At 66.2% G+C, this 22,342-nt stretch carries 22 protein-coding genes; 12 read left to right on the top strand and 10 right to left on the bottom strand.

The window, feature by feature from the left end; genetic code table 11:
- The first annotated feature begins 45 nt into the window (after positions 1-45).
- From mnmG to FHS75_RS09855, 4 genes are read left to right on the top strand one after another with little or no spacing between them, the layout of a single operon-like run.
- On the top strand, positions 46-1,896 hold the full coding sequence (gene mnmG / locus FHS75_RS09840; RefSeq protein WP_179407560.1) for a tRNA uridine-5-carboxymethylaminomethyl(34) synthesis enzyme MnmG: 1,851 nt from the start codon (positions 46-48) through the stop codon (positions 1,894-1,896).
- On the top strand, positions 1,893-2,531 hold the full coding sequence (rsmG, locus tag FHS75_RS09845; RefSeq protein ID WP_179407561.1) for a 16S rRNA (guanine(527)-N(7))-methyltransferase RsmG: 639 nt from the start codon (positions 1,893-1,895) through the stop codon (positions 2,529-2,531). The genes mnmG and rsmG overlap by 4 nt, the downstream gene beginning before the upstream one ends.
- Positions 2,528-3,304, top strand: a complete 777-nt coding sequence (locus FHS75_RS09850) for a ParA family protein (RefSeq protein WP_179407562.1) — start codon at positions 2,528-2,530, stop codon at positions 3,302-3,304. The genes rsmG and FHS75_RS09850 overlap by 4 nt, the downstream gene beginning before the upstream one ends.
- Entirely contained in the window at positions 3,301-4,272 is a 972-nt protein-coding gene (locus FHS75_RS09855; RefSeq protein WP_179407563.1) for a ParB/RepB/Spo0J family partition protein, read from the top strand. Before FHS75_RS09850 ends, FHS75_RS09855 begins: the two co-directional genes overlap by 4 nt.
- Positions 4,273-4,332: 60 nt before the next feature.
- Here the strand turns inward: FHS75_RS09855 and FHS75_RS09860 are convergent, their stop codons facing one another.
- A complete protein-coding gene (locus FHS75_RS09860; RefSeq protein WP_179407564.1) occupies positions 4,333-5,001 on the bottom strand; it encodes a glycine zipper 2TM domain-containing protein in 669 nt (222 codons plus the stop codon).
- 130 nt (positions 5,002-5,131) lie between these two features.
- Positions 5,132-5,614 carry a GAF domain-containing protein gene (locus tag FHS75_RS09865; RefSeq protein WP_179407565.1) on the bottom strand — a complete coding sequence of 161 codons (483 nt, stop codon included), beginning with the start codon at positions 5,612-5,614 and terminating at the stop codon, positions 5,132-5,134.
- A gap of 53 nt (positions 5,615-5,667) precedes the next feature.
- Between FHS75_RS09865 and FHS75_RS09870 the strand changes: the two genes are divergently transcribed.
- On the top strand, positions 5,668-7,131 hold the full coding sequence (locus tag FHS75_RS09870; RefSeq protein WP_373284989.1) for a PQQ-dependent sugar dehydrogenase: 1,464 nt from the start codon (positions 5,668-5,670) through the stop codon (positions 7,129-7,131).
- 3 nt (positions 7,132-7,134) lie between these two features.
- Here the strand turns inward: FHS75_RS09870 and FHS75_RS09875 are convergent, their stop codons facing one another.
- Both FHS75_RS09875 and FHS75_RS09880 read right to left on the bottom strand, forming a co-directional pair.
- Positions 7,135-7,962 carry a DUF815 domain-containing protein gene (locus FHS75_RS09875; RefSeq protein WP_229735538.1) on the bottom strand — a complete coding sequence of 276 codons (828 nt, stop codon included), beginning with the start codon at positions 7,960-7,962 and terminating at the stop codon, positions 7,135-7,137.
- Positions 7,959-9,701: an acyl-CoA dehydrogenase family protein gene (locus tag FHS75_RS09880; protein WP_179407566.1), complete on the bottom strand. Its 1,743-nt coding sequence runs from the start codon at positions 9,699-9,701 to the stop codon at positions 7,959-7,961. Before FHS75_RS09880 ends, FHS75_RS09875 begins: the two co-directional genes overlap by 4 nt.
- 47 nt (positions 9,702-9,748) lie before the next feature.
- On the opposite strand from FHS75_RS09880, the gene FHS75_RS09885 reads away from it, so the two are divergent.
- Positions 9,749-10,696 carry an L-threonylcarbamoyladenylate synthase gene (locus tag FHS75_RS09885; RefSeq protein WP_179407567.1) on the top strand — a complete coding sequence of 316 codons (948 nt, stop codon included), beginning with the start codon at positions 9,749-9,751 and terminating at the stop codon, positions 10,694-10,696.
- On the opposite strand, the gene FHS75_RS09890 is transcribed toward FHS75_RS09885, so the two are convergent.
- The 5 genes from FHS75_RS09890 to FHS75_RS09910 form a co-directional block, all read right to left on the bottom strand.
- Positions 10,697-11,035, bottom strand: coding sequence for a hypothetical protein (locus tag FHS75_RS09890; protein ID WP_179407568.1), 339 nt, complete (start codon positions 11,033-11,035; stop codon positions 10,697-10,699).
- Positions 11,036-11,152: 117 nt separating this feature from the next.
- On the bottom strand, positions 11,153-11,686 hold the full coding sequence (locus FHS75_RS09895; protein ID WP_179407569.1) for a CarD family transcriptional regulator: 534 nt from the start codon (positions 11,684-11,686) through the stop codon (positions 11,153-11,155).
- A gap of 269 nt (positions 11,687-11,955) precedes the next feature.
- Positions 11,956-12,294: a ferredoxin FdxA gene (fdxA, locus tag FHS75_RS09900; protein ID WP_179407570.1), complete on the bottom strand. Its 339-nt coding sequence runs from the start codon at positions 12,292-12,294 to the stop codon at positions 11,956-11,958.
- Between the two features lie 5 nt (positions 12,295-12,299).
- Positions 12,300-12,605 carry an RNA-binding S4 domain-containing protein gene (locus FHS75_RS09905; RefSeq protein WP_179407571.1) on the bottom strand — a complete coding sequence of 102 codons (306 nt, stop codon included), beginning with the start codon at positions 12,603-12,605 and terminating at the stop codon, positions 12,300-12,302.
- A gap of 19 nt (positions 12,606-12,624) precedes the next feature.
- Positions 12,625-15,168: a helicase-related protein gene (locus FHS75_RS09910; RefSeq protein ID WP_179407572.1), complete on the bottom strand. Its 2,544-nt coding sequence runs from the start codon at positions 15,166-15,168 to the stop codon at positions 12,625-12,627.
- A 221-nt stretch (positions 15,169-15,389) separates the two neighbouring features.
- Here FHS75_RS09910 and FHS75_RS09915 point away from each other — a divergent pair, with 221 nt between their 5' ends.
- The 6 genes from FHS75_RS09915 to FHS75_RS09940 are packed head-to-tail and all read left to right on the top strand — an operon-like array spanning position 15,390 to position 21,689.
- Complete coding sequence (locus FHS75_RS09915; protein ID WP_308420092.1) at positions 15,390-17,003, top strand: M23 family metallopeptidase; 1,614 nt, start codon at positions 15,390-15,392, stop codon at positions 17,001-17,003.
- A gap of 59 nt (positions 17,004-17,062) precedes the next feature.
- Positions 17,063-18,070: a porphobilinogen synthase gene (gene hemB, locus FHS75_RS09920; protein WP_179407573.1), complete on the top strand. Its 1,008-nt coding sequence runs from the start codon at positions 17,063-17,065 to the stop codon at positions 18,068-18,070.
- A complete protein-coding gene (locus FHS75_RS09925; protein WP_179407574.1) occupies positions 18,063-18,638 on the top strand; it encodes a GNAT family N-acetyltransferase in 576 nt (191 codons plus the stop codon). Before hemB ends, FHS75_RS09925 begins: the two co-directional genes overlap by 8 nt.
- Positions 18,635-20,848, top strand: coding sequence for a fused MFS/spermidine synthase (locus tag FHS75_RS09930; protein WP_179407575.1), 2,214 nt, complete (start codon positions 18,635-18,637; stop codon positions 20,846-20,848). Before FHS75_RS09925 ends, FHS75_RS09930 begins: the two co-directional genes overlap by 4 nt.
- On the top strand, positions 20,845-21,408 hold the full coding sequence (locus FHS75_RS09935) for a gamma carbonic anhydrase family protein (RefSeq protein WP_179407576.1): 564 nt from the start codon (positions 20,845-20,847) through the stop codon (positions 21,406-21,408). The genes FHS75_RS09930 and FHS75_RS09935 overlap by 4 nt, the downstream gene beginning before the upstream one ends.
- On the top strand, positions 21,408-21,689 hold the full coding sequence (locus tag FHS75_RS09940; protein WP_179407577.1) for a DUF167 domain-containing protein: 282 nt from the start codon (positions 21,408-21,410) through the stop codon (positions 21,687-21,689). The genes FHS75_RS09935 and FHS75_RS09940 overlap by 1 nt, the downstream gene beginning before the upstream one ends.
- Here FHS75_RS09940 and FHS75_RS09945 read toward each other — a convergent pair.
- The gene (locus tag FHS75_RS09945; RefSeq protein WP_179407578.1) at positions 21,686-22,330 is read right to left on the bottom strand and encodes a YoaK family protein; all 645 of its coding nucleotides are present in this window, start codon (positions 22,328-22,330) and stop codon (positions 21,686-21,688) included. The genes FHS75_RS09940 and FHS75_RS09945 overlap by 4 nt on opposite strands.
- Between the last annotated feature and the right edge of the window lie 12 nt (positions 22,331-22,342).

Raw genomic sequence — 22,342 nt, forward strand, 5'->3', positions numbered from 1 at the left:
GTGTCTTTGACGAGGGATTCGCCTTGAAGTAAGGGCGCAGCGATCATGCAGCGTTTCGATATCATCGTAATCGGCGGCGGCCATGCCGGCTGCGAAGCGGCGGCGGTGGCCGCGCGAATGGGGGCGCGCGTCGCTCTCATAAGCTTCGACCTCGCCAAGGTCGGCGCGATGAGTTGCAACCCGGCAATTGGCGGTCTCGGCAAGGGCCACCTCGTACGCGAGGTGGACGCTTTCGACGGCCTAATTGCGAAGGCGGCGGATGCGGCGGCCATCCACTACCGCATGCTCAATCGCTCCAAGGGCAGTGCGGTCCAGGGACCGCGTGTCCAGGCCGATCGCGCACTTTTCCTGAAGTCCATCCAGCGGCAATTGCAGGAGCAGGGCGATCTGACGATGGTCGAGGGCGAGGCGTCCCGCCTGCTCGTGACCGGGGACCGCATAGCCGGCGTCGAACTGTCGGACTCGACACAATTGCATTCGCCAGCGGTTATCCTGTGTACGGGTACCTTTCTGGGTGGCACCCTCTTTCGCGGTGAGGAGCGACTGAGCGGAGGCCGGGTCGGCGAGAACTCGGCCCATGTCCTTGCGCGGCAGGTGCGGGACGCGGGTCTGCCGATGGCCCGACTCAAGACCGGTACGCCACCCCGGCTCGACGGACGGAGCATAAACTGGGCGAGGCTGGAGGAGCAGCCGTCGGACCGTGATGCCTGGACCATGTCGGCGATGGGATCGCGCCGGGTCAATCCGCAGGTATTCTGCGCGATAACCAGGACCAATCCGAGGACGCACGACATCATTGCGCAGAACCTCGATCGCTCTCCGCTGTTCAGCGGCGCAATCGATGCGAAGGGTCCTCGCTATTGCCCGTCGATCGAGGACAAGATTCACCGCTTTACCGACAGGGACGGACACCAGCTGTTTCTCGAGCCGGAGGGTCTATCCACCTATCTCGTCTATCCGAACGGCATAAGCACGTCGCTTCCTGTGGATGTCCAGCTCGCAATGCTGCGCTCGATCGAGGGGTTGGAGGCGGTCGAAATGGCGGTGCCGGGGTACGCCGTCGAATACGACCATATCGATCCGCGCGCTCTGCGGCCGAGCCTCGAGGTGCGAGCAATGCCCGGCCTCTATTGCGCGGGACAGATCAACGGCACAACCGGCTACGAGGAGGCAGCCGCGCAGGGTCTGGTCGCAGGCATGCATGCCGCTGCGGCGGTCCTCGACACGGAACCGGCGCAATTCGATCGGGCGAGCAGTTACATCGCGGTGATGATCGACGATCTCACCTTGCAGGGCGTTACCGAACCGTACCGGATGCTCACTGCCCGAGCCGAATATCGTTTGCGGCTGCGTGCCAACAACGCCTCGACTCGTCTGACCCCGGTGGCAATTGACGCTGGATGCGTCGGTGACATGCGCCGCACCTGGTTCGAAGCAAGGGGAAGGGCGAGCGATCGGCTTGCTGCCGAATTCGACCGTAGCCTACCAGCCTGCGAACTTGCCGAGGCGGGATTGTCGGTGAGGCGGGACGCCGGAACGAACACCGTGCGTGAGTGGCTCCGTTTCGGAGGCATCACTCTCGATTCGCTTCGCCGATGGATGGACGCTGATGCGCTTTCCGATGAAGCACTTGCAGAAGAAATGGCAGAGGATGCGGCTTACGCCCCCTATCTCGCGCGGCAAGAGGGCGAGTTGCGGGACCTTCGCGCGAGTGAAGCGCTGCACCTGGGAGATGATTTTCCCTACGACTCAATTCCCGGTCTCTCGCGCGAGATGATTGACAGGCTGATTGCGGCGAGGCCTGCGACGCTTGCTGCGGCAGGTCGGGTACCCGGCATCACCCCGGCGGCGCTTTCGGCGCTGCTCGTGCATGCGCGGCGACGCCAGGCGGCATGATCTCGGACGAGGTACAAGCGCGCAAATGGGTGGCCGATCTCGGGATCTGCGACGACAAGGCGATTGAGCGGCTGAAAATTCTCATCGAAGAGTTGGCGCTGGAGAACGCCCGGCAGAACCTGGTATCTGCATCAAGCCTTTCGGCCGTGTGGCAACGTCATATCGCCGACAGCGCACAGTTGCTGACCCATGTTTCACGTGAAACGCGCTCGTGGCTGGATCTGGGGACGGGTGCTGGCTTTCCGGGCCTTGTTGCAGCGATATTGCAGCCATATTGCGAGGTACATCTGGTCGAATCGCGCAAGCGCCGCGTTGAGTGGCTGGAACGAATTACTTCTCAACTCGAGATCAAAAACATTTGTATTCACGGAAAGCGCCTTGAACTTATCGATAGTTTCAAGGCCGATGCGATTTCCGCCAGGGCATTCGCGGCGCTGGACAAACTCCTCAGCTTATCCGCACGCTTTTCCACAAGCAGCACGGTCTGGCTGTTGCCGAAAGGGCGCTCGGCGCAGCATGAACTCGATGAGCTCAAGGGCTGGCGCCATACGTTCCACGTGGAACGTTCCTTGACCGACCCGGACGCCGGAGTCATCGTCGGAGCGCTGTTGGGCAGGAAGGGAAGAGCCTCGTGATCCGCCTTGCCATTGCAAATCAGAAAGGCGGGGTCGGAAAGACGACGTCCGCGATCAATCTCGCCACGGCCCTGGCCGCGACGGGATGGAAAGTTCTCCTCGTCGATCTCGACCCGCAAGGGAACGCATCGACGGGCATCGGACTGGCGACCGCCGACCGGGTGCGTTCGAGCTACGATGTCCTCGTCGATGGCGAACCATTGTGCGATTGTGTTCAGGAGACCCGAATTCCCGGAATGGACATCCTGCCGGCGACGGTCGACCTGTCGGGTGCCGAGGTCGAACTGGTCGGCGTCGACGACCGGACGGGACGGCTGCGCGAGGCGCTCTCGCACGACGCCGGATACGATATCTGCATCATCGACTGCCCGCCCTCTCTCGGCCTCCTCACTCTCAACGCGCTGTGCGCGGCCGACACCCTGCTTGTACCGCTGCAATGCGAGTTCTTTGCGCTCGAGGGCCTAAGCCAGCTCCTCCAGACCGTCGAACGGGTACAACAGCGCTTCAATCCCGACCTGGGCATCGTCGGCGTCGTTCTGACGATGTACGATCGCCGCAACCGTCTGACCGACCAGGTTTCCGACGACGTGCGTGATTGCCTCGGCAAGCTCGTGTTCGAGGCGGTGATCCCGCGGAACGTCCGGCTTTCGGAAGCGCCGAGCCACGGACTCCCGGCTCTGATTTACGACCATGCGTGCGCCGGAAGCCGCGCCTACATGGCCCTGGCACGCGAACTCATCGGTCGCCTCCAGCAAAAGAAGGAAGCGGCATGAACGACGACCCTGTGATCCGTATTTCGGCCGCTCCCAAGACTGCCGGTAGCGGCGGCAAGCGCAAGCCGCCCGCGCTGGGGAGGGGCCTTGGCGCCCTGATGGGCGACACTCGCCGCGAAGAACCGGTATCGTCGGGCGAGAGTTCCGGCGAGGGTGGTGCACTGGCACGGTCCGGCCTCGCATCGCTGGCGGTTTCGAGGATCGAACCGCATCCCGAGCAGCCGAGGCGCCATTTCGACGAGGATGCCCTCGACGAGCTGGCGGCGTCAATCGCACAGCGTGGGGTCATCCAGCCCGTGATCGTGCGCCCGCTTGCCGACGGGGCCTATCAGCTGGTGGCGGGCGAAAGGCGCTGGCGAGCTGCTCAGCGCGCGCAACTCCATGAAATTCCGGCAATTATTCGCGACCTCAGCGAGCGCGAAGTGATGGCGCTCGCCCTGATCGAGAATCTTCAGCGCGAAGATCTCAATCCGATCGAGGAGGCACGCGCTTACCACCGCCTGTCCGAGCAGGAGGGGCTCACGCAGGCCGAGATCGCCAGGATGGTCGACAAGAGCCGGAGCCACGTCGCCAACCTGCAAAGGCTTCTCAGCCTTCCCGATGACGTGGTGGCAATGGTCGAAAAGGGTGACCTGTCGATGGGTCATGCCCGGGCGCTGATCGGCAGCGAGCAGGCGGTCGAGCTAGCCGGAGCGGCAGTTGCGAAACAGCTATCGGTCCGCGAGGTCGAGCGCCTCGTCCGCCGTCAGGGTAGCAAGGCCCGTCAGCCGCGCCGCGCACGGGCCGAGCGCGGATCGGCCGACGATGCCGATATCGCGGCCGTGCAGGGTCATCTCGAGGAATTTCTCGGCCTGCCCGTCAAGATCACGACCGATGCGGACCCACGGTCGGGCGCAGTGACGATCCGTTACCGAACGCTCGACCAGCTCGATCTCATTTGCCAGCGCCTGACCGGCGGATCGATCTGATCGACAACAAACCTGCGCTCATGCACAAGTTACATGTGCCGTAGACCCGAACTTTGAAAGCTAGTTGCGCAGGCGCTTGTCCGGGGCAGTCTTGATGCGCTTGTCCGGCACGACCTTGATCCGCTTCTGCGGCGCGGGGCGCGGCGGCGGAGAGTAGCGAACGGGGACGTCCTCGTACTCGTATTCGACCGTTTCCGTGCACTGCGGCTCGCCGCGATGCGCCATCGGCACCGCCATCATCGGCTGCATCTGGCAGCAACCGCCCGCAGCATGGCCATAGGGCGCATAGCCCTGTCCATAGCCGTAGTGATGGCCCGCCTGCGCGTAATAATCGTCGAGATAGCGCTCGCATTCGTCGCGAACATCGCGGCGATCCTCGGCCTTGTCGATGGCCATTCCGGCCGCCGCGCCGACTGCGGCCCCGGCCACCGTACCGATCGTGCGATTGCCGCGCCCGGCGATCCGATTGCCCGCCACGCCTCCGACGAGGCCGCCGATCAGCGCACCGCCGACCCCATCGTCGCGCCCGCCCATGCGGCGGCGGCATTCGGTCAGCCACTCGTCGCGAACCCTTGGGTCCATGCGGTACTGCGAGGGATAGGCTGCCCGCTGCTCCCAATCCGAAGCGGGGTAGGGCGGTACCGGCTCTTGCGCCTCTGCGGGCGCTGCCAGCGTGACGGCTGCGATCGCGGCAACCGGAAGTAGCCGGGCATATCGGGAAAGATGCATGCGGGAAGCCCCTGTCATTGAGGGACTCGTGAGTCCCGTTAGCTAACCGATGTTACCATTGCCATTCCGCGCGACCCAAGGCCGTTCACGCTCAATTCTCGCGCATGTCCCGTTTCGGTTCACTTGCCGCTCAGATGCTATCGGCGACGATGCGGGCGAGACCTTCGATCCCGCTTGCGTCTTCCGCGTCGAAACGCCCGGTTTCCGGGCTGTCCAGGTCGATGACGGCAATCACGCGGCCGGCGCGCTGGACCGGCACCACCAGTTCGGACCTGCTTGCGGCGTCGCACGCGATATGCCCCGGGAACGCGTGCACGTCGGCCACCAGCTGCGTCCTGCCGGTCTGCGCCGCCGCTCCGCATACGCCCCGACCGAAGGGAATGCGGATGCAGGCCGGCTTGCCGATGAAGGGTCCGAGCACGAGTTCGCCGTCGACATTGCGGTAGAAACCGGCCCAGTTGAGGCGGGGTACGTACATCCAGACAAGTGCCGCGAGATTCGCCATGTTGGCGACCGGATCGGGTTCGTCAGCGACGAGCTCACGCGCCGCAGCGACGAGGTCGCGGTACAGTTCGGCCTTTGGCGCATCGTCTGGCGGCGCAAATTCGTACATCAGTAGGTCCTGTCGGCTTGCCCGTGAAAGAGCCGAACCCTATCTCCGGGAGCATGATGTCCATCAAGCACAAGTTGCTCGCCGCTCTCGGAATTGTCGTTGTCGCGTTGCTCGTTTTCGCGATCTACGCCTGGTACGGCAACCCGTCGGACAAGCCCATCTCGGCGACGACCGGCACCGATCCGGAACTGGTCGAGGCCGAGACGCGATGGATACCGAGTGTGTCTCTGGCGGAACCTGCCGGGTGGGGCGCCAACGATGCGCCGGTCGCCGGCGAGGGGCTGCGCGTGACAAGGTTCGCAGCGGGGCTGGACCATCCTCGCACCATGCTCGCGCTTCCCAACGGGGATATCCTCGTTGCCGAGACCAACGGCCCGCCGCAGGAAGGGGGCGGGATCACAGGCTTCTTCAAGCGCCTCTTCATGGATCGGGTCGGCGCAGGCGTTCCCTCGCCGGACCGGATCATGTTGCTGCGCGACAGCGACGGCGACGGCCAAGCCGATCAGCGCTCGACCTTCCGAAGCGAGGATCTCTCATCGCCGTCCGGCATGGCCTATGGCGAGGGACGGCTTTACATCGCCAATCACGACGCGGTGCTGGCCTTCGATTTCGAGCCGGGACCGGCAAGCCTGACCGGCGAACCGGAAAAGCTCATGGACCTGCCGGGCGGTGGCGACCACTGGATGCGCGCGCTGCTGCTGAGCCCCGATAACGGCAAGCTTTATGTGGCAGTCGGCTCGGCGACCAACATCGCGGACAGCGGACTCGAGGCCGAGCAGGGGCGCGCCGCGATCTGGGAGATCGACACCGCGACAGGTCAGCGCCGCCAGTTTGCGGGCGGCCTGCGCAATCCCAACGCAATGGCCTGGAATCCCTCGACCGAGGAACTTTGGACCGTGGTCAACGAACGCGACATGATCGGTCCCGATCTCGTGCCGGACTACCTGACTAACGTGCCGGTCGGGGCACAGTATGGCTGGCCGTGGATCTACTGGAAGGACCAGTACGACGATCGCGTCGACCTGCCAATGCCGCTCTACATGAACGAGTACGTGCGCCGCCCCGAATACGCGCTCGGCGCGCATACCGCGCCCCTCGGCATGCTGTTCTCGACCGGCGGCAACCGGATGGGAACGAGTTTCGGCAACGGCGCCTTCATCGCTCGCCATGGCTCGTGGAACCGCAAGCCGCCCTCCGGTTACGACGTGATCTTCGTTCCCTTCGACGCCAACGGCAACCCGCAGGACGGGGTCAAGCAGGTGCTTACGGGTTTCCTGACCGACGACGGCGGCGAAGCGCGGGGCCGGCCCGTATGGCTGGCCTGGGACGGGCAGGGCGGCCTGCTAGTCAGCGACGACACGGCGGGGATCATCTGGCGCGTGATCGCGCCGGGTGCCGAGGCTTCCGAAGGCCCGGCTCCGGTCGAAGTCGACAGCATGCCACCGGTCAAGAACCTGCAGGGTGACCCGAACGCGCAGTTCAAGGGCTCGCTGGAGGACGACTACGCGACCTATTGAGGGTCAGAGCGACTTTCCGGCCCTTCCGGCAAGTTCGGTGACATATTGCCAGGCTACGCGACCCGAACGAGCGCCGCGCCGCCTGCTCCATTCGAGTGCATCGGCTTCCTGCCAGTCAAGCCCGAAATGCCCGGCATACCCCGCGATCATCGCCAGGTATTCGTCCTGGTCGCAGTTGTGAAAGCCGACCGACAGCCCGAACCTGTCAGCAAGCGCCAGCCTGTCGTCGACCGCGTCCCGCGGGTTTAGCGGATCGTCCTGTTCCGAATGATGCCGCGCCACGATCGCGCGCCGGTTGGAGGTCACGGCAAGGCGCACGTTCGGGGGCCTCGCCTCGACGCCGCCTTCAAGCCAGGAGCGCAGCAGTCGCGGACTTGTACCGTCGCCGTCCTCGAACCCGAGATCGTCGATGAAGACGAGGAAGCTGCGCTCGACCCGGCCGAGTTCCCCGAACAGTCTTGCAACGCCCTGCAATGCATCCTGCGCCACCTGTACGAGAGCGATGCGACCCGGTGCGGCGTCCTGCGCTGTGCGGACAGCGGCCCGAAGCAGGGCCGACTTGCCCATTCCGCGCGATCCCCAAAGCAGCATGTCGTGCGCGGCATGCCCTGCCGCCAGTCGTTCGACGTTCGTGACGACACGATCCTTGTGTGCGTCGATCCCGCGCAGGAGGTCGAGTGGCGGGGCCTTGATCTCGGAAATCGTTCGCGCACGCTCGCCGTCCCATACGTAGGCCGGACTCGCCATCCAGTCGCATTCGGGAGCGGCGGGCGGAACCAGCCGCTCAAGTGCGTCGGCGATCCGCGCCAGCGGGTCCCCCTGGTCGCTCACGCCACGAGGTCTTCGCTCGACAGTTCGTAGAGGAGCGCGCCGCCGCCGGTCGCGGCAGCCTTCAGGCCGCGCGCCTCGGGGACGATCCGGTCGAGGAAGAAGCGCACCACGACCGGCTTGGTCGTGGCAAGCGTGCCGGATGCCCCCCTGCCTTCCAGGGCGCGCTGCTGGCGCAGCAGTTGCCAGCCCGCGACGCATACCGCGCACATCGTCTGGAAGGGCACGCTTCCGCCCAGCTTGTCGTCGAGCGAGGCGTCGGACACCATCCATTCCGCGATCTGCCGGCAATCTCTCGCAAGATCGGCCAGCATCGGCGCATCGCCTGCCTCGCCGGCGATCTCGTCCATCAGCGCGAACAGCACCCCGCCGCCTTCCATACCGAGCTTGCGGGTGACTAGATCGGCGGCCTGGATGCCGTTCGTGCCTTCGTAGATCTGGGCGATGCGCGCGTCGCGATAGTGCTGGGCAGCACCGGTTTCCTCGACGAAGCCCATGCCGCCGTGCACCTGGATGCCGAGGCTGGCGACTTCGCTGCCGATTTCGGTGCACCACGACTTGACCATCGGCACGAGCAGGTCGGCGCGCGCCTGTGCGGTCTCGTCGCCGAGCGCTCCGCGGTCGACCCGTCCGCAGGCGTAGTAGAGGAGCGCGCGGGCGCCTTCGGTCAGCGCGCGCATGCGCAGCAGCATCCGCCGCACGTCGGGGTGCTCGACGATCGCAACGGGATCCTTGTCCGCAGACCCGGCGCGGGCAGACTGGACGCGATCGGCGGCATAGGCGCAGGCCTGCTGCAGCGCGCGTTCGGCGATGTGAACGCCCTGGTTGCCGACGTTGATCCGCGCATGGTTCATCATCGTGAACATTGCCCGCAGGCCCTCGTTCTCGCGCCCCACCAGCTCACCGATGCATTCGTCGTTGTCGCCATAGCTCATCACGCAGGTCGGAGAAGCGTTGATACCCAACTTGTGCTCGAGGCCGACTGCCCGCAGGTCGTTGCGCTCTCCTGCCGTCCCGTCGGGTTTCACGTGGAACTTGGGCACGATGAAGAGCGATATGCCGCGCGACCCGGACGGCGCGCCGGGGGTACGCGCAAGGACCAGGTGCACGATGTTCCCGGACAACTCATGCTCCCCCCAGGTTATGTAGATCTTCGTACCCGCGATGCGGTACTTGCCTGCATGCGGTCCGTCCTCGATGGGCGTCGCCGTCGTTCGAAGCGCGCCGACATCGCTGCCCGCCTGCGGTTCGGTGAGGTTCATCGTGCCCGACCATTCACCGGAAACGAGCCTCGGCAGGTAGCGCTGCTGCTGCTCCTCGCTGCCGTGCTTGAGCAGTGCTTCTATCGAGCCGACAGTCAGCACCGGCAGCAGGTCGAACGCCATGTTGGCCGCGCCGAGATTCTCGGTCACGCAGGCGGCCAGCGAGAAGGGTAGGCCCTGTCCGCCGAATTCCTCGGGGGCAGCCAGCGCGTTCCAGCCGGCCTCGACATAAGCGCGGTAAGCCTCGGCAAATCCATCGGGCAGGGTCACGACCCCGTCCTCGAGCGTTGCGCCCTCGGTGTCGCCGATGCGGTTCAGCGGAGCCCATTCGCTCGCCGCGAAATTCCCGATGCCCTCGACGATGGCGGCGACGAGGTCGGGTGTCGCTGCAGCGAACCGCTCGCTTTCGGCAAGTTCGCCGATCCCCGCGTTCACTTCGAGGGCGAGGAGCTGTTCGGCAGTCGGCGGCGTGAAGGTCATCGGCTGTTTTCCTTGGCAATCCCGGATTGCGGCTATAGCGGCAGGTCATGAACGGTTCCAGCCGGCCTTGCATCGTTTCCGCCGACGCCGCCGGGATCGCCCGCGCCGCGCAGGTGCTGCGCTCGGGCGGTCTCGTCGCGCTGCCGACCGAGACCGTATACGGCCTTGCCGCACGTGCCGATTCGGACGAGGCGGTCGCGGCGATCTATCGCGCCAAGGGGCGGCCCGATTTCAACCCGCTCATCGTCCATGTCGCCAATCTCGACCGGGCGCGCGTGCTGGCGTACCTCGATGAGAGGGCCGAAAAGCTGGCGCAGGTTTTCTGGCCCGGCGCGCTGACCCTAGTGCTGCCGAAGCGCACGGATGCAGGGCTGGCGGCGGCGGTGACGGCGGGCCTGCCGACCGTTGCGCTGCGCTGCCCTGCGCATCCGGTCATGCGCGCGGTCCTGGCCGAAACCGGGCTTCCGCTCGCCGCGCCGTCTGCAAACCGCAGCGGCGCGGTCAGCCCGACGAGGGCAGGGCATGCAGCAAGTTCGCTTGCCGGGCGGATCGACCTGGTCCTTGACGGCGGAGCATCTTCGGCAGGGATCGAGTCGACGATAGTAGCGCTCCGTGAAGGCGGGAGGTGGCAGGTGCTCAGGCCGGGGCCTATCGACGAGGCCCGGATTTCCGCTGTTCTCGGAAGCGAAAGTGACGTCACGACGCCGGGATCGGTCGAGGCGCCCGGCCAGCTTGCCAGCCACTACGCGCCGGGAAAGCCGGTCCGCCTCGGTGCAGAAGACGCCCGTCCGGACGAATTTCATATCGGTTTCGGCGCGGTCGAAGGCGATGCCAGCCTGTCGCCGTCCGGCGATCTAGCCGAGGCAGCGGCGCGCCTCTATGCCCTGTTGCACGAGGCGTCCGCAGCGGTCGAGCCGCGCATCGCGGTCGCACCGATCCCCCGCGACGGCATCGGCGCCGCCATCAACGACCGGCTTCGCAGGGCTGCGGCCTGATCAGTAGTCGGGTTCGGCGGGGATCGTCGGCATGATGTCCTGCATCTCGCGATATTCGGCGCGGGCGCGGTCGCAGGCCCTGTCGTCGCCGTCCGCGCACTCGCGCAAGTGACGGCGATAGGCGCGGTCGAGCGCGCCAAGGCGTTCCTCGCGCTTGCGGATCTCGCGGCCGCGCTTCTCGTCGGCTTCGGACTGGCTGGTCGTCGCGAGATCGACCGCCTTGCCCGCGACCCTCACAGGCGCGGTGACGACGTCCGCCGCTGTCCTGACGATGCAGCCGCCCAGCATAGGCGCGGTTGCCGCAAGCAGGACGAGAGCACGGATCGAGCGCGGGTTCATGCTGCCCGAATGACACGCGCTTGGTGTCGCGGCAATGAACGTTGCGGAACGCTTTGCCGCAAAGCGAAAGGGCCGCTCCCCGGCGGGAACGGCCCTTCGTCGATCTTCCGGAGCGGCTCAGGCCGTTTCGGTGTTCTCGTAGTACTTCGGCGCATGCTCGTTGAGGATCGCGAGGATCTTCTTGAGCGCGGTCGGCTCGTCGGTCTTTTCCATCGCCGCGAGTTCGCGGGCGAGGCGCGAGGAGGCCGCTTCGAAGATCTGACGCTCCGAATAGCTCTGCTCCGGCTGGTCGTCGGCGCGGAACAGGTCGCGGGTCACTTCGGCGATCGAGACGAGGTCGCCCGAATTGATCTTCGCTTCGTATTCCTGCGCGCGGCGCGACCACATCGTGCGCTTGACCTTCGGCTTCTGGGTAAGCGTGTCGAGCGCCTCCTTCAGCGTCTTGTCCGAAGACAGCTTGCGCATGCCGATCGATTCGACCTTGTTGACCGGAACGCGCAGCGTCATGCGCTCCTTTTCGAAACGCAGCACGTACAGCTCGAGCTGCATGCCGGCGATTTCCTGGCTTTGAAGCTCGATAACCCGGCCTACCCCGTGCTTCGGGTAAACAACATAATCCCCCACGTCGAAGGCATTAGCCTTGGCTGCCATGTATCGTCCTTTCACCTGCAGGTCGGCCGTATTTTCGGCCAGGTTTCACGGTCTGCGAAGCCTACGGAACCGCGCCCGGCGGCCCGATGGATCCATCAACCGTCTGCCTGTGAACCTGCCTCTCTATGATGCCTGCTGCCGAAGGGGCAAAGGCCCCGGCAGTCGGGGAGCTATATAATACTTCTGTAACAAAATTACCAGAGGCGAGAATCCTCTCCGAATTCCCGCCTCTCTGCAAACTTACATCCGGATGCGGTGTCGACCGGGTCTCAGTCGCCCTCGCCGGGTTCGGCGGAGAAGAACTTGTCGAACTTGCCTTCCTCGCCCTTGTGCTCGTCGGCATCATCGGGCGGATCTTTCTTGGACGTGATGTTCGGCCATTCGGCGGAGTACTTCGTGTTGATCTCGAGCCATTGCTCCAGACCGCCTTCGGTATCGGGCAGGATCGCCTCGGCGGGGCATTCGGGCTCGCAAACCCCGCAGTCGATGCATTCGCTGGGGTTGATGACGAGCATGTTCTCGCCCTCGTAGAAGCAGTCCACCGGACAAACCTCGACGCAATCCGTGTATTTGCAGCGGATGCATGCGTCGGTAACGACATAGGTCATGACTGCTAATCCCCTTTGGCAGCATTCTTATCGAGCCCGGCAGCTACGAGATTATTTCGTTCGCCGTCAAGCACCCGATAGCAAGACTGTGCTTCGCTGGCCGGGCCGCGCCGTTCGGGGATGGACAGAACCTCGATCACTCGGACGGTACGGCCGAGCGGCACGGTAAGGACGTCGCCGCTGGCGACCTGCCGATGTGCCCGTTCGACACGCTGGCCATTGAGGCGGATGTGGCCGGCGCATGCCATTTCCTGTGCGACGGAGCGGCTCTTGGCGAGGCGCAGGTACCACAGGAGCTTGTCGATCCTCACGCCGCCGCGCGCCCTTGAGTCAACGGACAAGCTCCGCCAACGCGGCAAAGGCGTTGTCAGGCCTGATGCGAGGCGCGGCGCGTTCGCGGCGGCGGGGACGCGGCGGTCGCCAGCGCCAGCGAACCGGGGCGGGCGGGCCGCAGGCGTTCTCGGGCAGCGGGCGCGGCGCCATCGCCCGGAACCCGGCGAGCCGAAGCAGTTGGGCATAGCTTGCCGGTGTCAGGCCCATCGAGACGGCCTTCTCCGACCCCAGGACGAAAGGCTTGCGCGCCTTGGCGACGCGCGCTCCGTGCGCTTCGCGCAGCAGCTTTTCCGCCATGTCGAGCCGCAGGGCCTGCTTGCCCAGCTTGCGGTATCCGGGGGCGGTGCGCGTCCTGCCGGACGGGATGACGGGCGGCATGGCTTCGAGCGGACTTGCCGGCCTGGTGCCTGCATCGCCTGCGACCGTGCGCAGCAAGGCAAGCGGCAGCGGCTTGACCATGGCGGGCACGAACACGTCGAGCGCGCCGACCCGAACACCGAGCCTGGCAAGTTTCGTGCGTTGCTCCTTGCCGAGATCGTCGAGACCCGAGCCCTGCCGCTCGACCATTCCGCCGCTCTCGACCAGCCGGATGAGCAGCGCGCGAAGTTCCGGTCCGGCATCGTCGGCTCGGCTCGCCGCCTCTATTCGTCGCAGCGGGGCCAGCGGCGCCAGCTCGCGTTCGATCCACGCGGCAAGCGCGCCCGCCAGCCTCTCGCGCGCTCCTTGTCCCACCGCATCGAGGCTGCGGTCGAGAGCGATTTGCGGGGTCAGCGGGTTGCGGCCTGGTTCGAGCAGAGCGATGCGCTGGCCCTCCCATTCGATCGCGCCGGCCCTGAGCGTCAATGCGGCATCGCCGTTGCGCGCCGCGTCGGCGAGACTTTCGGCGCGCTCCGAAAGCGCCTGCGCAAGGTGCCGCTCCGCTGCGGCGAGCAGCAGCTTGTGATCCTCGTGCCGGGCGACCGGATCGACGACGAACCGGAAACCCCGGACCGTGCCGATCAGCTCCCCGTCCACCAGCACGTCCTCTCCCTCGAGCGAGACCGGCAGGAGGCCGGCATCGGGCCCCAGCTTTTTCATCAGCACAGCGGTGCGGCGATTGACGAAGCGCTCGGTCAGCCGGGCGTGCAGCGCGTCGCTGAGCCGCGCCTCGACGGCGCGGGCGCGTGCGGTCATCTCTTCTTTCGCCAGAACCCAGTCGGGGCGCTGCGCGATGTAGGCCCAGCTCCGGATCGCCGAGATGCGGCCCTGCAGCGTGTCGATGTCGCCCTGCACGTTGTCGAGCTGCGCGATGGCCTGCGCGACGAAGTCTGACCCCAGCAGTCCGTGCCGCAGGTCGCGCCACAGCCTGGCGACGAAGCGCGCATGGTTCTCGACGCCGACCTGCCTGAAATCGGGCAGCGAGCAGGCTTCCCAGAAGCGTGCGACCGTTGCTGGCGAGCGCACCGTCTCGGCGATCTCGGCCTCTTCGGAAAGGCGCTTGAGAACGGCGAGGTCGATCGCTTCCGGCGCGGGCACGAGGCCATCGCGTCCGGGCGGGGCTTCGAGATCGGCGATCAGCACGGCAAGGCTGTCGAAACGCGGGTCGGCCTCGCGCCAGAACAGCTTGGCGAGAGGCGGGAAGCGGTGCTCCTCGATCGCGTAGACTTCCTCGTCGGTGAATTCGGCGTCGTGGCTGCCGGTGCCCGCCAGCGTGCCGAAAGTACCGTCGCGCTGGTGTCGCCCGGCGCGCCCTGCAATCTGCGCCATCTCGCTCGTCGTCAGCCGGCGTTGCCGCACGCCGTCGAACTTCGAAAGTCCAGCGAAAGCCACATGGTTGACGTCGAGGTTGAGGCCCATGCCGATCGCGTCGGTGGCGACGATGTAATCGACTTCGCCTGCCTGGAAGAGCTCGACCTGGCGGTTTCGCGTCTCCGGGCTCAGCGCCCCCATGACCACTGCTGCTCCGCCCCGGAACCGACGCAGCATTTCGGCGATTGCGTAGACCTGCTCGGCCGAGAAGGCGACGATGGCGCTGCGCGGCGGTACGCGCGAAAGCTTCTTCGCGCCGGCGTGGCTCAGTGTCGAGAAGCGCGGTCTGCCGACGATCTCCGCCTCGGGCACGAGCTTGCGGACCATCGGTTCGAGCGTTGCCGAGCCGAGCAGCATGGTTTCGTCCCGCCCGCGTGCGTGCAGCAGCCGGTCGGTGAAGATGTGGCCACGTTCGCGATCGGCGGCGAGCTGCGCCTCGTCGAGTGCCACGAAGGCATGTTCGCCCTGTTCGACGGGCATGGCCTCGGCCGTGCACAGGTGCCAGCGCGCGCCGGGCGGCTCGATCCGCTCCTCTCCGGTGATCAGCGCAACCTGGGCTTCGCCTTTGATCGCGCAGACCTTGGCATAGACCTCGCGCGCAAGCAGGCGCAGCGGAAATCCGATGACCCCGCTCGAATGCGCGCAAAGCCGTTCGATCGCGAGATGCGTCTTGCCGGTATTGGTCGGTCCGAGTACCGCCTTCACGCGATACGGATCGCTGCCCCGGGGGCCGGCAGGCGGGTCTAAAGCCATCGCATCGCCGAATGTGGCATCGCGACTCGCCGCTAGCAAGACCCGCCCCGCCTTGAAATCACCGGGAAATCCACAGCGTTAGGTGTAGATTAACCTTGAAAGCGCAGGAAAACTTGTCTGAAACCTTGGGTGGGCGGAAAAGGTCGCGAGACTTGTTGAGGGAAAGCGGACAGGAATGTGAGGGAACCGGTGCGTCGCCGGGCGGTCCGGCGTCCGCCGCCGTGTCGCTCTCGCATGTGCAAACGCTCGATCCGCAATCGGCCGGGGACGTCCGCGAAAGCTGGCGTGATCGGTACCGGAAATGGAAGCGAGGCATCGAACACCGCTGCGAACGGATCGAGCTGGCGCCCGACCTTGCGCAGGACATCGGCAGCGCGAAATGGTTTCGCGGGCTCGGCACCATGCTCGGCCTCGGCGTTGCGGCGGTGTCGTTCTGGCCCGACTTCTCGACGGTCGAGGCGGCGACGGCGATGCCGGTCAGCGACGGGGTGCGCGACGAATTCCGCAGCCAGATGATCATGCCGCTCGCGCTCGGTGCCGACAGCGGGCGGCGCATGGGAGCGACCTCGCTCGTCTCGCCGCTCAAGACCGCTCCGGAACGCCCGATGATCCAGCTTCTCGCGACGCTGGGGCAGGGCGACAGTTTCGATCGCATGCTGCAGCGGGCAGGTGTCGGTGCAAGCGATGCGCGGCGCGTGACCGAACTCGTTTCTGCTGCGGTACCGCTCGGCGAGATAGAACCGGGCACGCAGTTCGACCTGACGCTGGGCAAGCGGGCAGCGCCCGACAGTCCGCGCCCGCTTGACCGGATCGATTTCCGGGCGCGCTTCGATCTCGACCTCGTGGTCGAGCGGCACGATGGCGCTCTTTCGCTCGAGCGCAAGCCGATCATGGTCGACGCGACCCCGCTTCGCATCCGCGGAACGGTCGGCAAGAGCCTCTACCGCTCGGCACGCGCGTCGGGCGCGCCGGTCAAGTCGATCCAGGCCTATCTCAAGGCCGTCGACGAACACCTGCGGCTCGAAACCGACATCGGGTCGGCCGACGAATACGACATCATCGTGTCGTACCGCCGGTCCGCGAAGGGCGAGCGCCAGGCAGGGGAGCTGCTCTACGCGGGCCTCGAACGCAACGGCAAGCCACGTCTCCAGCTGATGCGCTGGGGCAAGGAGGGGCAGTTCTTCGAAGCATCTGGCGTCGGCAAGGAGCGCCGCACGCGCTTCTCTCCCGTGAATGGCCCGATGTCCTCGCGCTACGGGATGCGGCGCCATCCGATCCTTGGATACCGGCGCATGCATTCCGGGGTCGATTATCGCGCGCGCAGCGGCACGCCGATCTATGCAGTCAGCGACGGCGTCGTTTCCTATGCCGCGCGCAAGGGCGGTTACGGCAAGTACGTCAGGCTGAACCACGGCGGCGGGCTGGGCTCGGGATATGCGCACATGAGCCGCATCGCGGTTTCCCCAGGCACGCGCGTGCGGGCAGGGCAGGTCATCGGCTACGTCGGTTCCACCGGCCTGTCGACCGGGCCGCACCTCCATTTCGAAGTCTATCGCGGCAACCGCAAGATCGATCCCATGTCGGTCAGCTTCGTTTCGCGGGCGCAGATCGACGGAAAGGAACTTGCCGAATTCCGCGCGCGGCTCGCCAGCCTGAAGTCGGTTACGCCCGGCGCAGCCCTCGTCGATCTTGCGCCGGCGACACCCCAGCGCGCGGAGCCGGTTCGCGAAATCGACAGGCTCGCCGCGCGCCGCGAAATCGTGGCCCCGCTGCCGAGTTCTGACGAAAGTCGCGAGCTTGCCGGGCGCGAGGACGCTGGCGACATCCGCAACTGATTGCGGACGCAAGCCGACAGCAATTGAAGCCGCCGCGCTTTTCCGGCAGGTAGCCGGGGATGACATCGCACACGCCACCGCGCTTTCCGGCCACGAGGCTGCGCCGCCCGCGCCGCACCAAATGGAGCAGGGCGCTCCACCGCGAGACCGTTCTCACGCCGGCCGATCTGATCTGGCCGCTGTTCGTGACCGACGGCAGAGACGTGGAGGAACCGATCGGCTCGTTGCCGGGCGTGTCGCGCTGGTCCGTCGATGGGGTGGCGCGCCATGCCCGGTCGGCGGCCGCCCTTGGAATTCCTTGCGTCGCGCTTTTCCCCAATACGCAGCGCGAATTGCGATCGGCGGACGGACGGGAGGCGCTCAACCCCGACAACCTGATGTGCCGGGCGATCCGGGCGATCCGCGATGCCGTGGGCGACGGGATCGGAATCCTGACCGATGTCGCGCTCGATCCCTACACCAGCCACGGGCAGGACGGGCTGGTCGACGAAACCGGCTATGTCCTCAACGACGCCACGGTCGAGGTTCTTGTCGGGCAGGCACGCAACCAGGCCGAAGCGGGCGCGGACATCATCGCTCCGTCGGACATGATGGACGGGCGCATCGAAGCGATCCGCAACGCGCTCGAAGTCGATGGCCATGCCGACGTCCAGATCATGAGCTATGCGGCGAAGTACGCCTCGGCGTTTTACGGGCCGTTCCGCGATGCGGTGGGCAGCCGCGGATTGCTGAAGGGCGACAAGAAGACCTACCAGATGGATCCCGGCAATGCCGAGGAAGCGCTGCGCGAAGTCGCCGCCGACATCGCGGAAGGCGCGGACAGCGTGATGGTCAAGCCGGGCCTAGCCTATCTCGACATCGTGAGGCGCGTGAAGGAGCGGTTCGCCATCCCGGTGTTCGCCTACCAGGTCAGCGGCGAGTACGCGATGATCGAGGCGGCGGTTTCTGCGGGAGCGGGCGAGCGCGATGCGCTGGTCATCGAGACGCTGACCGCCTTCAAGCGCGCCGGCTGCTCGGGTGTTCTGACTTATCACGCCGCCCACGCCGCGCGCCTTCTCAATGCCTGAATTCCGCCTCGAGACCCCGCGCCTCGTGCTGCGCGACTGGCGCGAGGGCGACCTCGATGCGTTCGCGCTGCATGCCAACACGCCTGCAGTGATGCGCTGGCTGGGCGGCCCGCTCGATGCGGAGGGACTCGAAAACCTGAGCGCCCGTGTGATCGGCTGGCAGCAGCGTTTCGGCCACACCTTCTGGCTGGTGGAGCGCAGGGCCGATGGCGGACACCTCGCGGGCGAAGTGCTCGGTTTCTGCGGCCTCAAGCGCGCGGATGCGCCCGGAAGCACGATACCCGGTGAATTCGAGATCGGCTGGCGCCTGCGCGAGGATGCCTGGGGTCAGGGCTATGCGAGAGAGGCAGCCGAAGCCTCGCTCGACGCTGCCTTCGAGAACTTCGGCGCGCGCGAGGTCTTCGCACTCACCGTAATCGGCAACCGGCCGAGCTGGACGCTGATGGAGCGGCTCGGGATGCGCCGGCGCATGGAGCTCGATTACTTCGACGATCGCCATTCGGATGAACTGGGCAGCGCGCTCGTCTGGTCGATCGACGTTTCGGCGCGGACCGAAAGGGCCGCATGACAGCAGTCCATCGCCCGCTTTTCGTCCTTACCATCCTCGTCGGCAGCTTCCTCCTGTTCCTGGTCCAGCCGATGGTCGCGCGCATGGCCCTGCCCCGGCTGGGCGGTGCCCCCAACGTGTGGAACAGCGCGATGGTGCTCTACCAGGCATTGCTGCTCGCCGGATACGCCTATGCGCACCGCCTTTCGCGCCAGCCGTTCCGCAGGCAGGCGAAGCTGCATCTCGTGCTCTTCCTCGCCGCCGCGATCACGCTGCCGGTCGCACTCGTCGGGCTGCCGTCCTCGCCGCCGGGATGGGAAGTGCTCTGGGTTCCGGCGCTGCTGGCGCTGACCATTGGTCCGGTATTCTTTCTCGTTTCGGCGCAGGCACCGCTGATGCAGCGGTGGTTCTCGCTTCACCCGGGATCGGGTGAGCCGTGGGCGCTCTATGCGGCATCGAACCTCGGCAGCTTCGCCGGCCTGCTCGCCTATCCGCTGCTTGCCGAACCGCTCCTCGGTCTGCGCGCCCAGAGCATCGCGTGGAGCATCGGTTACGTGGTTCTCGTGCTGCTCGTGGTGCTGACGGCGCGGTCGCGCTGGAATGTCGGACCGGCGCCGCACGCCCACGAGGAGGACCGCCATCCCGAAGAGCGCATCGGCTGGCGGCGCAAGGGGCTGTGGCTGGCGCTCTCGGCGGTGCCCTCGGGCCTCATGCTGTCGACCACGACGCACCTGACGACCGACATCTTCGCGATGCCTTTGCTCTGGGTGATCCCGCTCGGGCTGTACCTGCTCAGCTTCGTCTTCGCCTTTGCCGACAATCGCGTGGCGGCATGGTCGATCTGCCTCGCTGCGCCGTCGGTGGTCCTTCTGGCCGGCGGCCTCGCCATGGTCTCGCGTACCGACGGCGGCCTCCTGCTGGCACTGGCGAGCGTTGCGCTTCTCTTCTTCGTGTCGGTCTCGCTGCACACCCGGCTCTACGACAGCCGACCCCATTCGGCGCGCCTCACGACGTTCTATCTCGCGATGTCCGCAGGCGGCGCGCTCGGCGGAGCCTTCACCGCGATCGTCGCCCCGGTGGTGTTCGACTGGGTCTGGGAGCATCCCCTGCTGGTCCTGGCCGCAGCCATGCTCATGCCCCTTCCGGAAATCTTCGGCTGGCGGCGTATGCCGGGGCTGGAACCAGCGATGGCGCGCATGGCCGCTGTCGCGATCGTAGCCGTGATCCTCTTCTTCTGCTGGCTGCTCGGCACCCTTTCAACCGAGGACGAGGTCGGTTCGGTGCGAGTCTTCCTCACCTTCATGGCAGGCGCGTTCGGCCTCCTTATCGTCGCATGGCGGTGGCTGTTCGTCGGTGTCCTGCTGGCCATCATGCTCGCGCAGGGCGGGATCACGACGATCGAAGGCACGGTCGACGGCGTGCGCACGCGCAGCTATTTCGGTATCTACACGGTGCGCGACTATCCGGATTCGAAGATGCGCACGCTGGCGCATGGCACCACTCTGCACGGCCAGCAGTCGACCGCGCCCGAGTTCGCCTGCGCGCCGACGACTTACTACGGGCCGGGATCGGGCGTCGGAATCGCGCTGCGCGAAGTGCCGCGGCTGTTCGGCCGGAACGCCAGCATCGGCGTCGTCGGCCTCGGCACCGGCACGCTTGCCGCCTATGCAAGGCCGCAGGATCGCTGGACCTTCTTCGAGATCGATCCTGCCGTGCTCGAGTTCTCGCGCTCCGGGACTTTCACCTACGTCGAGAAATGCGCGCCCCAGTCGCGGATCGTGCTGGGCGACGCGCGGCTCGAGATCGAGGAGATGCGCAAGGGATCGTTCGACATCCTCGCAGTGGACGCCTTCTCGTCCGACGCGATCCCGCTGCACCTCCTGACCGAGGAAGCGGTCGGCGCCTACATGGACGCGCTGTCGCCCGGCGGCATCCTGATCATCCACATCTCGAACCGGTACATCGAGCTCGAGCCCGTTATCGCCGCCATTGCGCGAGAGCGCGACCTGCACGCCGCCGTCCGCGACGATTTTCCGCCCGAGGATTCGCTGCTGTCGGCCTCGTCATGGGTAGCCGTGACGCGCTTTCCCGAGCGGCTCGCCGAGCTTGAGCAGGGCGAAGGCGAGCCGGCATGGAGCGAACTCGATCCGCCCGCCGAAACCGCCTGGACAGACGAATACGCCTCGATCATTCCGCAAATCCGCTGGCACTACCTTCTGGGGAATCCATGACAGACCGCAACGACATCACCATCGCCGCAATCCACGGCAAGACCCCTCGTATCCACGACAGCGCCTTCATCGCGCCCGGTTGTCGCATCATAGGCGATGTCGAGATCGGGCCGGACGTCAGCATCTGGTACAACTGCGTCGTCCGCGCCGACGTCAATCGCATCGTCATCGGCGCGCGTACCAACATCCAGGACGGCACCGTCGTCCACTGCGACAGTCCCAAGCCGGAAAGGCCCGAAGGCTGGCCCACGATCATCGGCGAGGACGTGCTCATCGGGCACATGGCGATGGTCCACGGCTGCACGCTGGAGGACCGCGCCTTCGTCGGCCTCGGCACGATCGTGATGGACGATTGCAGGATCGAGACCGATGCCATGCTGGCCGCCGGCGCGATGCTGACGCCGGGCAAGACCATCCCCGCGCGCCAGCTCTGGGGCGGACGGCCCGCGCGCCACATGCGCGACCTCACCGACGAGGCGCTCGCCGACATGCAGCGCGGGGTGCAGCATTACGTCCAGAACGGCAGGGATCACGCGGCCGCGCTCGGCATGAGTGGCTGATGGCAAGGCCTCCGCTCACTCTTCCCGAGCCGGCGGAAATCCGCGCCCTGATCGATGGCGAAGGCAGGCTGGCAGTGCGTGTGACGCCCGGCGCGCGCGGGGTGGGGCTGGAAATCGGAAGCGGCGGCCTCAAGGCGAAAGTCCGGGAAAAACCGCAGGATGGAAAGGCCACGGCGGCGGTAATCGCGCTCGTGGCAGAGGCCCTCGGTATCGCTCCCTCGCAAGTCGAGTTGTTGCGCGGCGCAACTTCGCGCGACAAGCACTTCAGGGTAATGCTCTAGACGGTGTCGGGCGGGGCCGCCAGCTTCGCTCCTGCAAGCGCAAGCACGAGGGCGATCGCTGCGGCGGGCCAGAGCGCCAGGCCTCCGGTCTTGAGGTACATCGTCGCTCCGGCGGTCGATCCCGCTGCCAGCCCCGACCACAGTACGCCACAGGCGGACCATCCGCGACGCGGTTTTCCAGCCAGCGCGCTGCCGATTCCCTGTCCGAGCCTGACAAGCGCGCCGGTCATGTAGGTAAGCCCGACCGACACCTCGTTGCGCTCGAGCGTATTGTTCATCGCACCCATCGCCAGCACCAGTGCGGCGAGCGCCATGGGTGCGAATTCCTCGACCCCGAACGACGCCGCAGCAAGAAGGAGCATTGCGACAAGGCCGAGCACGGCGGCCTTTCGCCTTCGCCCGGCCCGGATCGCGACGAAGCAGCCGATCGCGCTTCCGGTCACGAACCCGGCGATGAGCAGTGCCGGGGTGAGCGCAGCACGCCAGTCGCGTGCGAGATCCACACCGAGCCGGGTTGTGTTTCCCGACATGAAGGAAACGAAGTAGCTGTCGGCGGAGAGAAAGCCCACCGCATCGACGTAACCGGCAAGGCCTGCGAGCGCGAAGCCCAGCAGGCGACGGGGCGTATCGAAGCTGTCCATGCTCCCGCTATA

Source organism: Novosphingobium marinum (assembly GCF_013408095.1).
GTDB classification, from domain to species: Bacteria; Pseudomonadota; Alphaproteobacteria; order Sphingomonadales; family Sphingomonadaceae; genus Novosphingobium; species Novosphingobium marinum.

Bases quoted from the DNA above. Each gene is read 5' to 3' on its own strand.
- mnmG (WP_179407560.1), top strand. From the start codon at position 46: ATGCAGCGTTTCGATATCATCGTAATCGGCGGCGGCCATGCCGGCTGC.
- fdxA (WP_179407570.1), bottom strand. From the start codon at position 12,294: ATGACCTATGTCGTTACCGACGCATGCATCCGCTGCAAATACACGGAT.
- FHS75_RS09855 (WP_179407563.1), top strand. From the start codon at position 3,301: ATGAACGACGACCCTGTGATCCGTATTTCGGCCGCTCCCAAGACTGCC.
- FHS75_RS09940 (WP_179407577.1), top strand. From the start codon at position 21,408: ATGGCAAGGCCTCCGCTCACTCTTCCCGAGCCGGCGGAAATCCGCGCC.
- FHS75_RS09945 (WP_179407578.1), bottom strand. From the start codon at position 22,330: ATGGACAGCTTCGATACGCCCCGTCGCCTGCTGGGCTTCGCGCTCGCA.
- FHS75_RS09885 (WP_179407567.1), top strand. From the start codon at position 9,749: ATGAACGGTTCCAGCCGGCCTTGCATCGTTTCCGCCGACGCCGCCGGG.
- FHS75_RS09925 (WP_179407574.1), top strand. From the start codon at position 18,063: ATGCCTGAATTCCGCCTCGAGACCCCGCGCCTCGTGCTGCGCGACTGG.
- FHS75_RS09895 (WP_179407569.1), bottom strand. From the start codon at position 11,686: ATGGCAGCCAAGGCTAATGCCTTCGACGTGGGGGATTATGTTGTTTAC.
- FHS75_RS09860 (WP_179407564.1), bottom strand. From the start codon at position 5,001: ATGCATCTTTCCCGATATGCCCGGCTACTTCCGGTTGCCGCGATCGCA.
- FHS75_RS09880 (WP_179407566.1), bottom strand. From the start codon at position 9,701: ATGACCTTCACGCCGCCGACTGCCGAACAGCTCCTCGCCCTCGAAGTG.
- FHS75_RS09935 (WP_179407576.1), top strand. From the start codon at position 20,845: ATGACAGACCGCAACGACATCACCATCGCCGCAATCCACGGCAAGACC.
- FHS75_RS09910 (WP_179407572.1), bottom strand. From the start codon at position 15,168: ATGGCTTTAGACCCGCCTGCCGGCCCCCGGGGCAGCGATCCGTATCGC.
- FHS75_RS09865 (WP_179407565.1), bottom strand. From the start codon at position 5,614: ATGTACGAATTTGCGCCGCCAGACGATGCGCCAAAGGCCGAACTGTAC.
- FHS75_RS09890 (WP_179407568.1), bottom strand. From the start codon at position 11,035: ATGAACCCGCGCTCGATCCGTGCTCTCGTCCTGCTTGCGGCAACCGCG.
- FHS75_RS09930 (WP_179407575.1), top strand. From the start codon at position 18,635: ATGACAGCAGTCCATCGCCCGCTTTTCGTCCTTACCATCCTCGTCGGC.
- hemB (WP_179407573.1), top strand. From the start codon at position 17,063: ATGACATCGCACACGCCACCGCGCTTTCCGGCCACGAGGCTGCGCCGC.
- rsmG (WP_179407561.1), top strand. From the start codon at position 1,893: ATGATCTCGGACGAGGTACAAGCGCGCAAATGGGTGGCCGATCTCGGG.
- FHS75_RS09870 (WP_373284989.1), top strand. From the start codon at position 5,668: ATGATGTCCATCAAGCACAAGTTGCTCGCCGCTCTCGGAATTGTCGTT.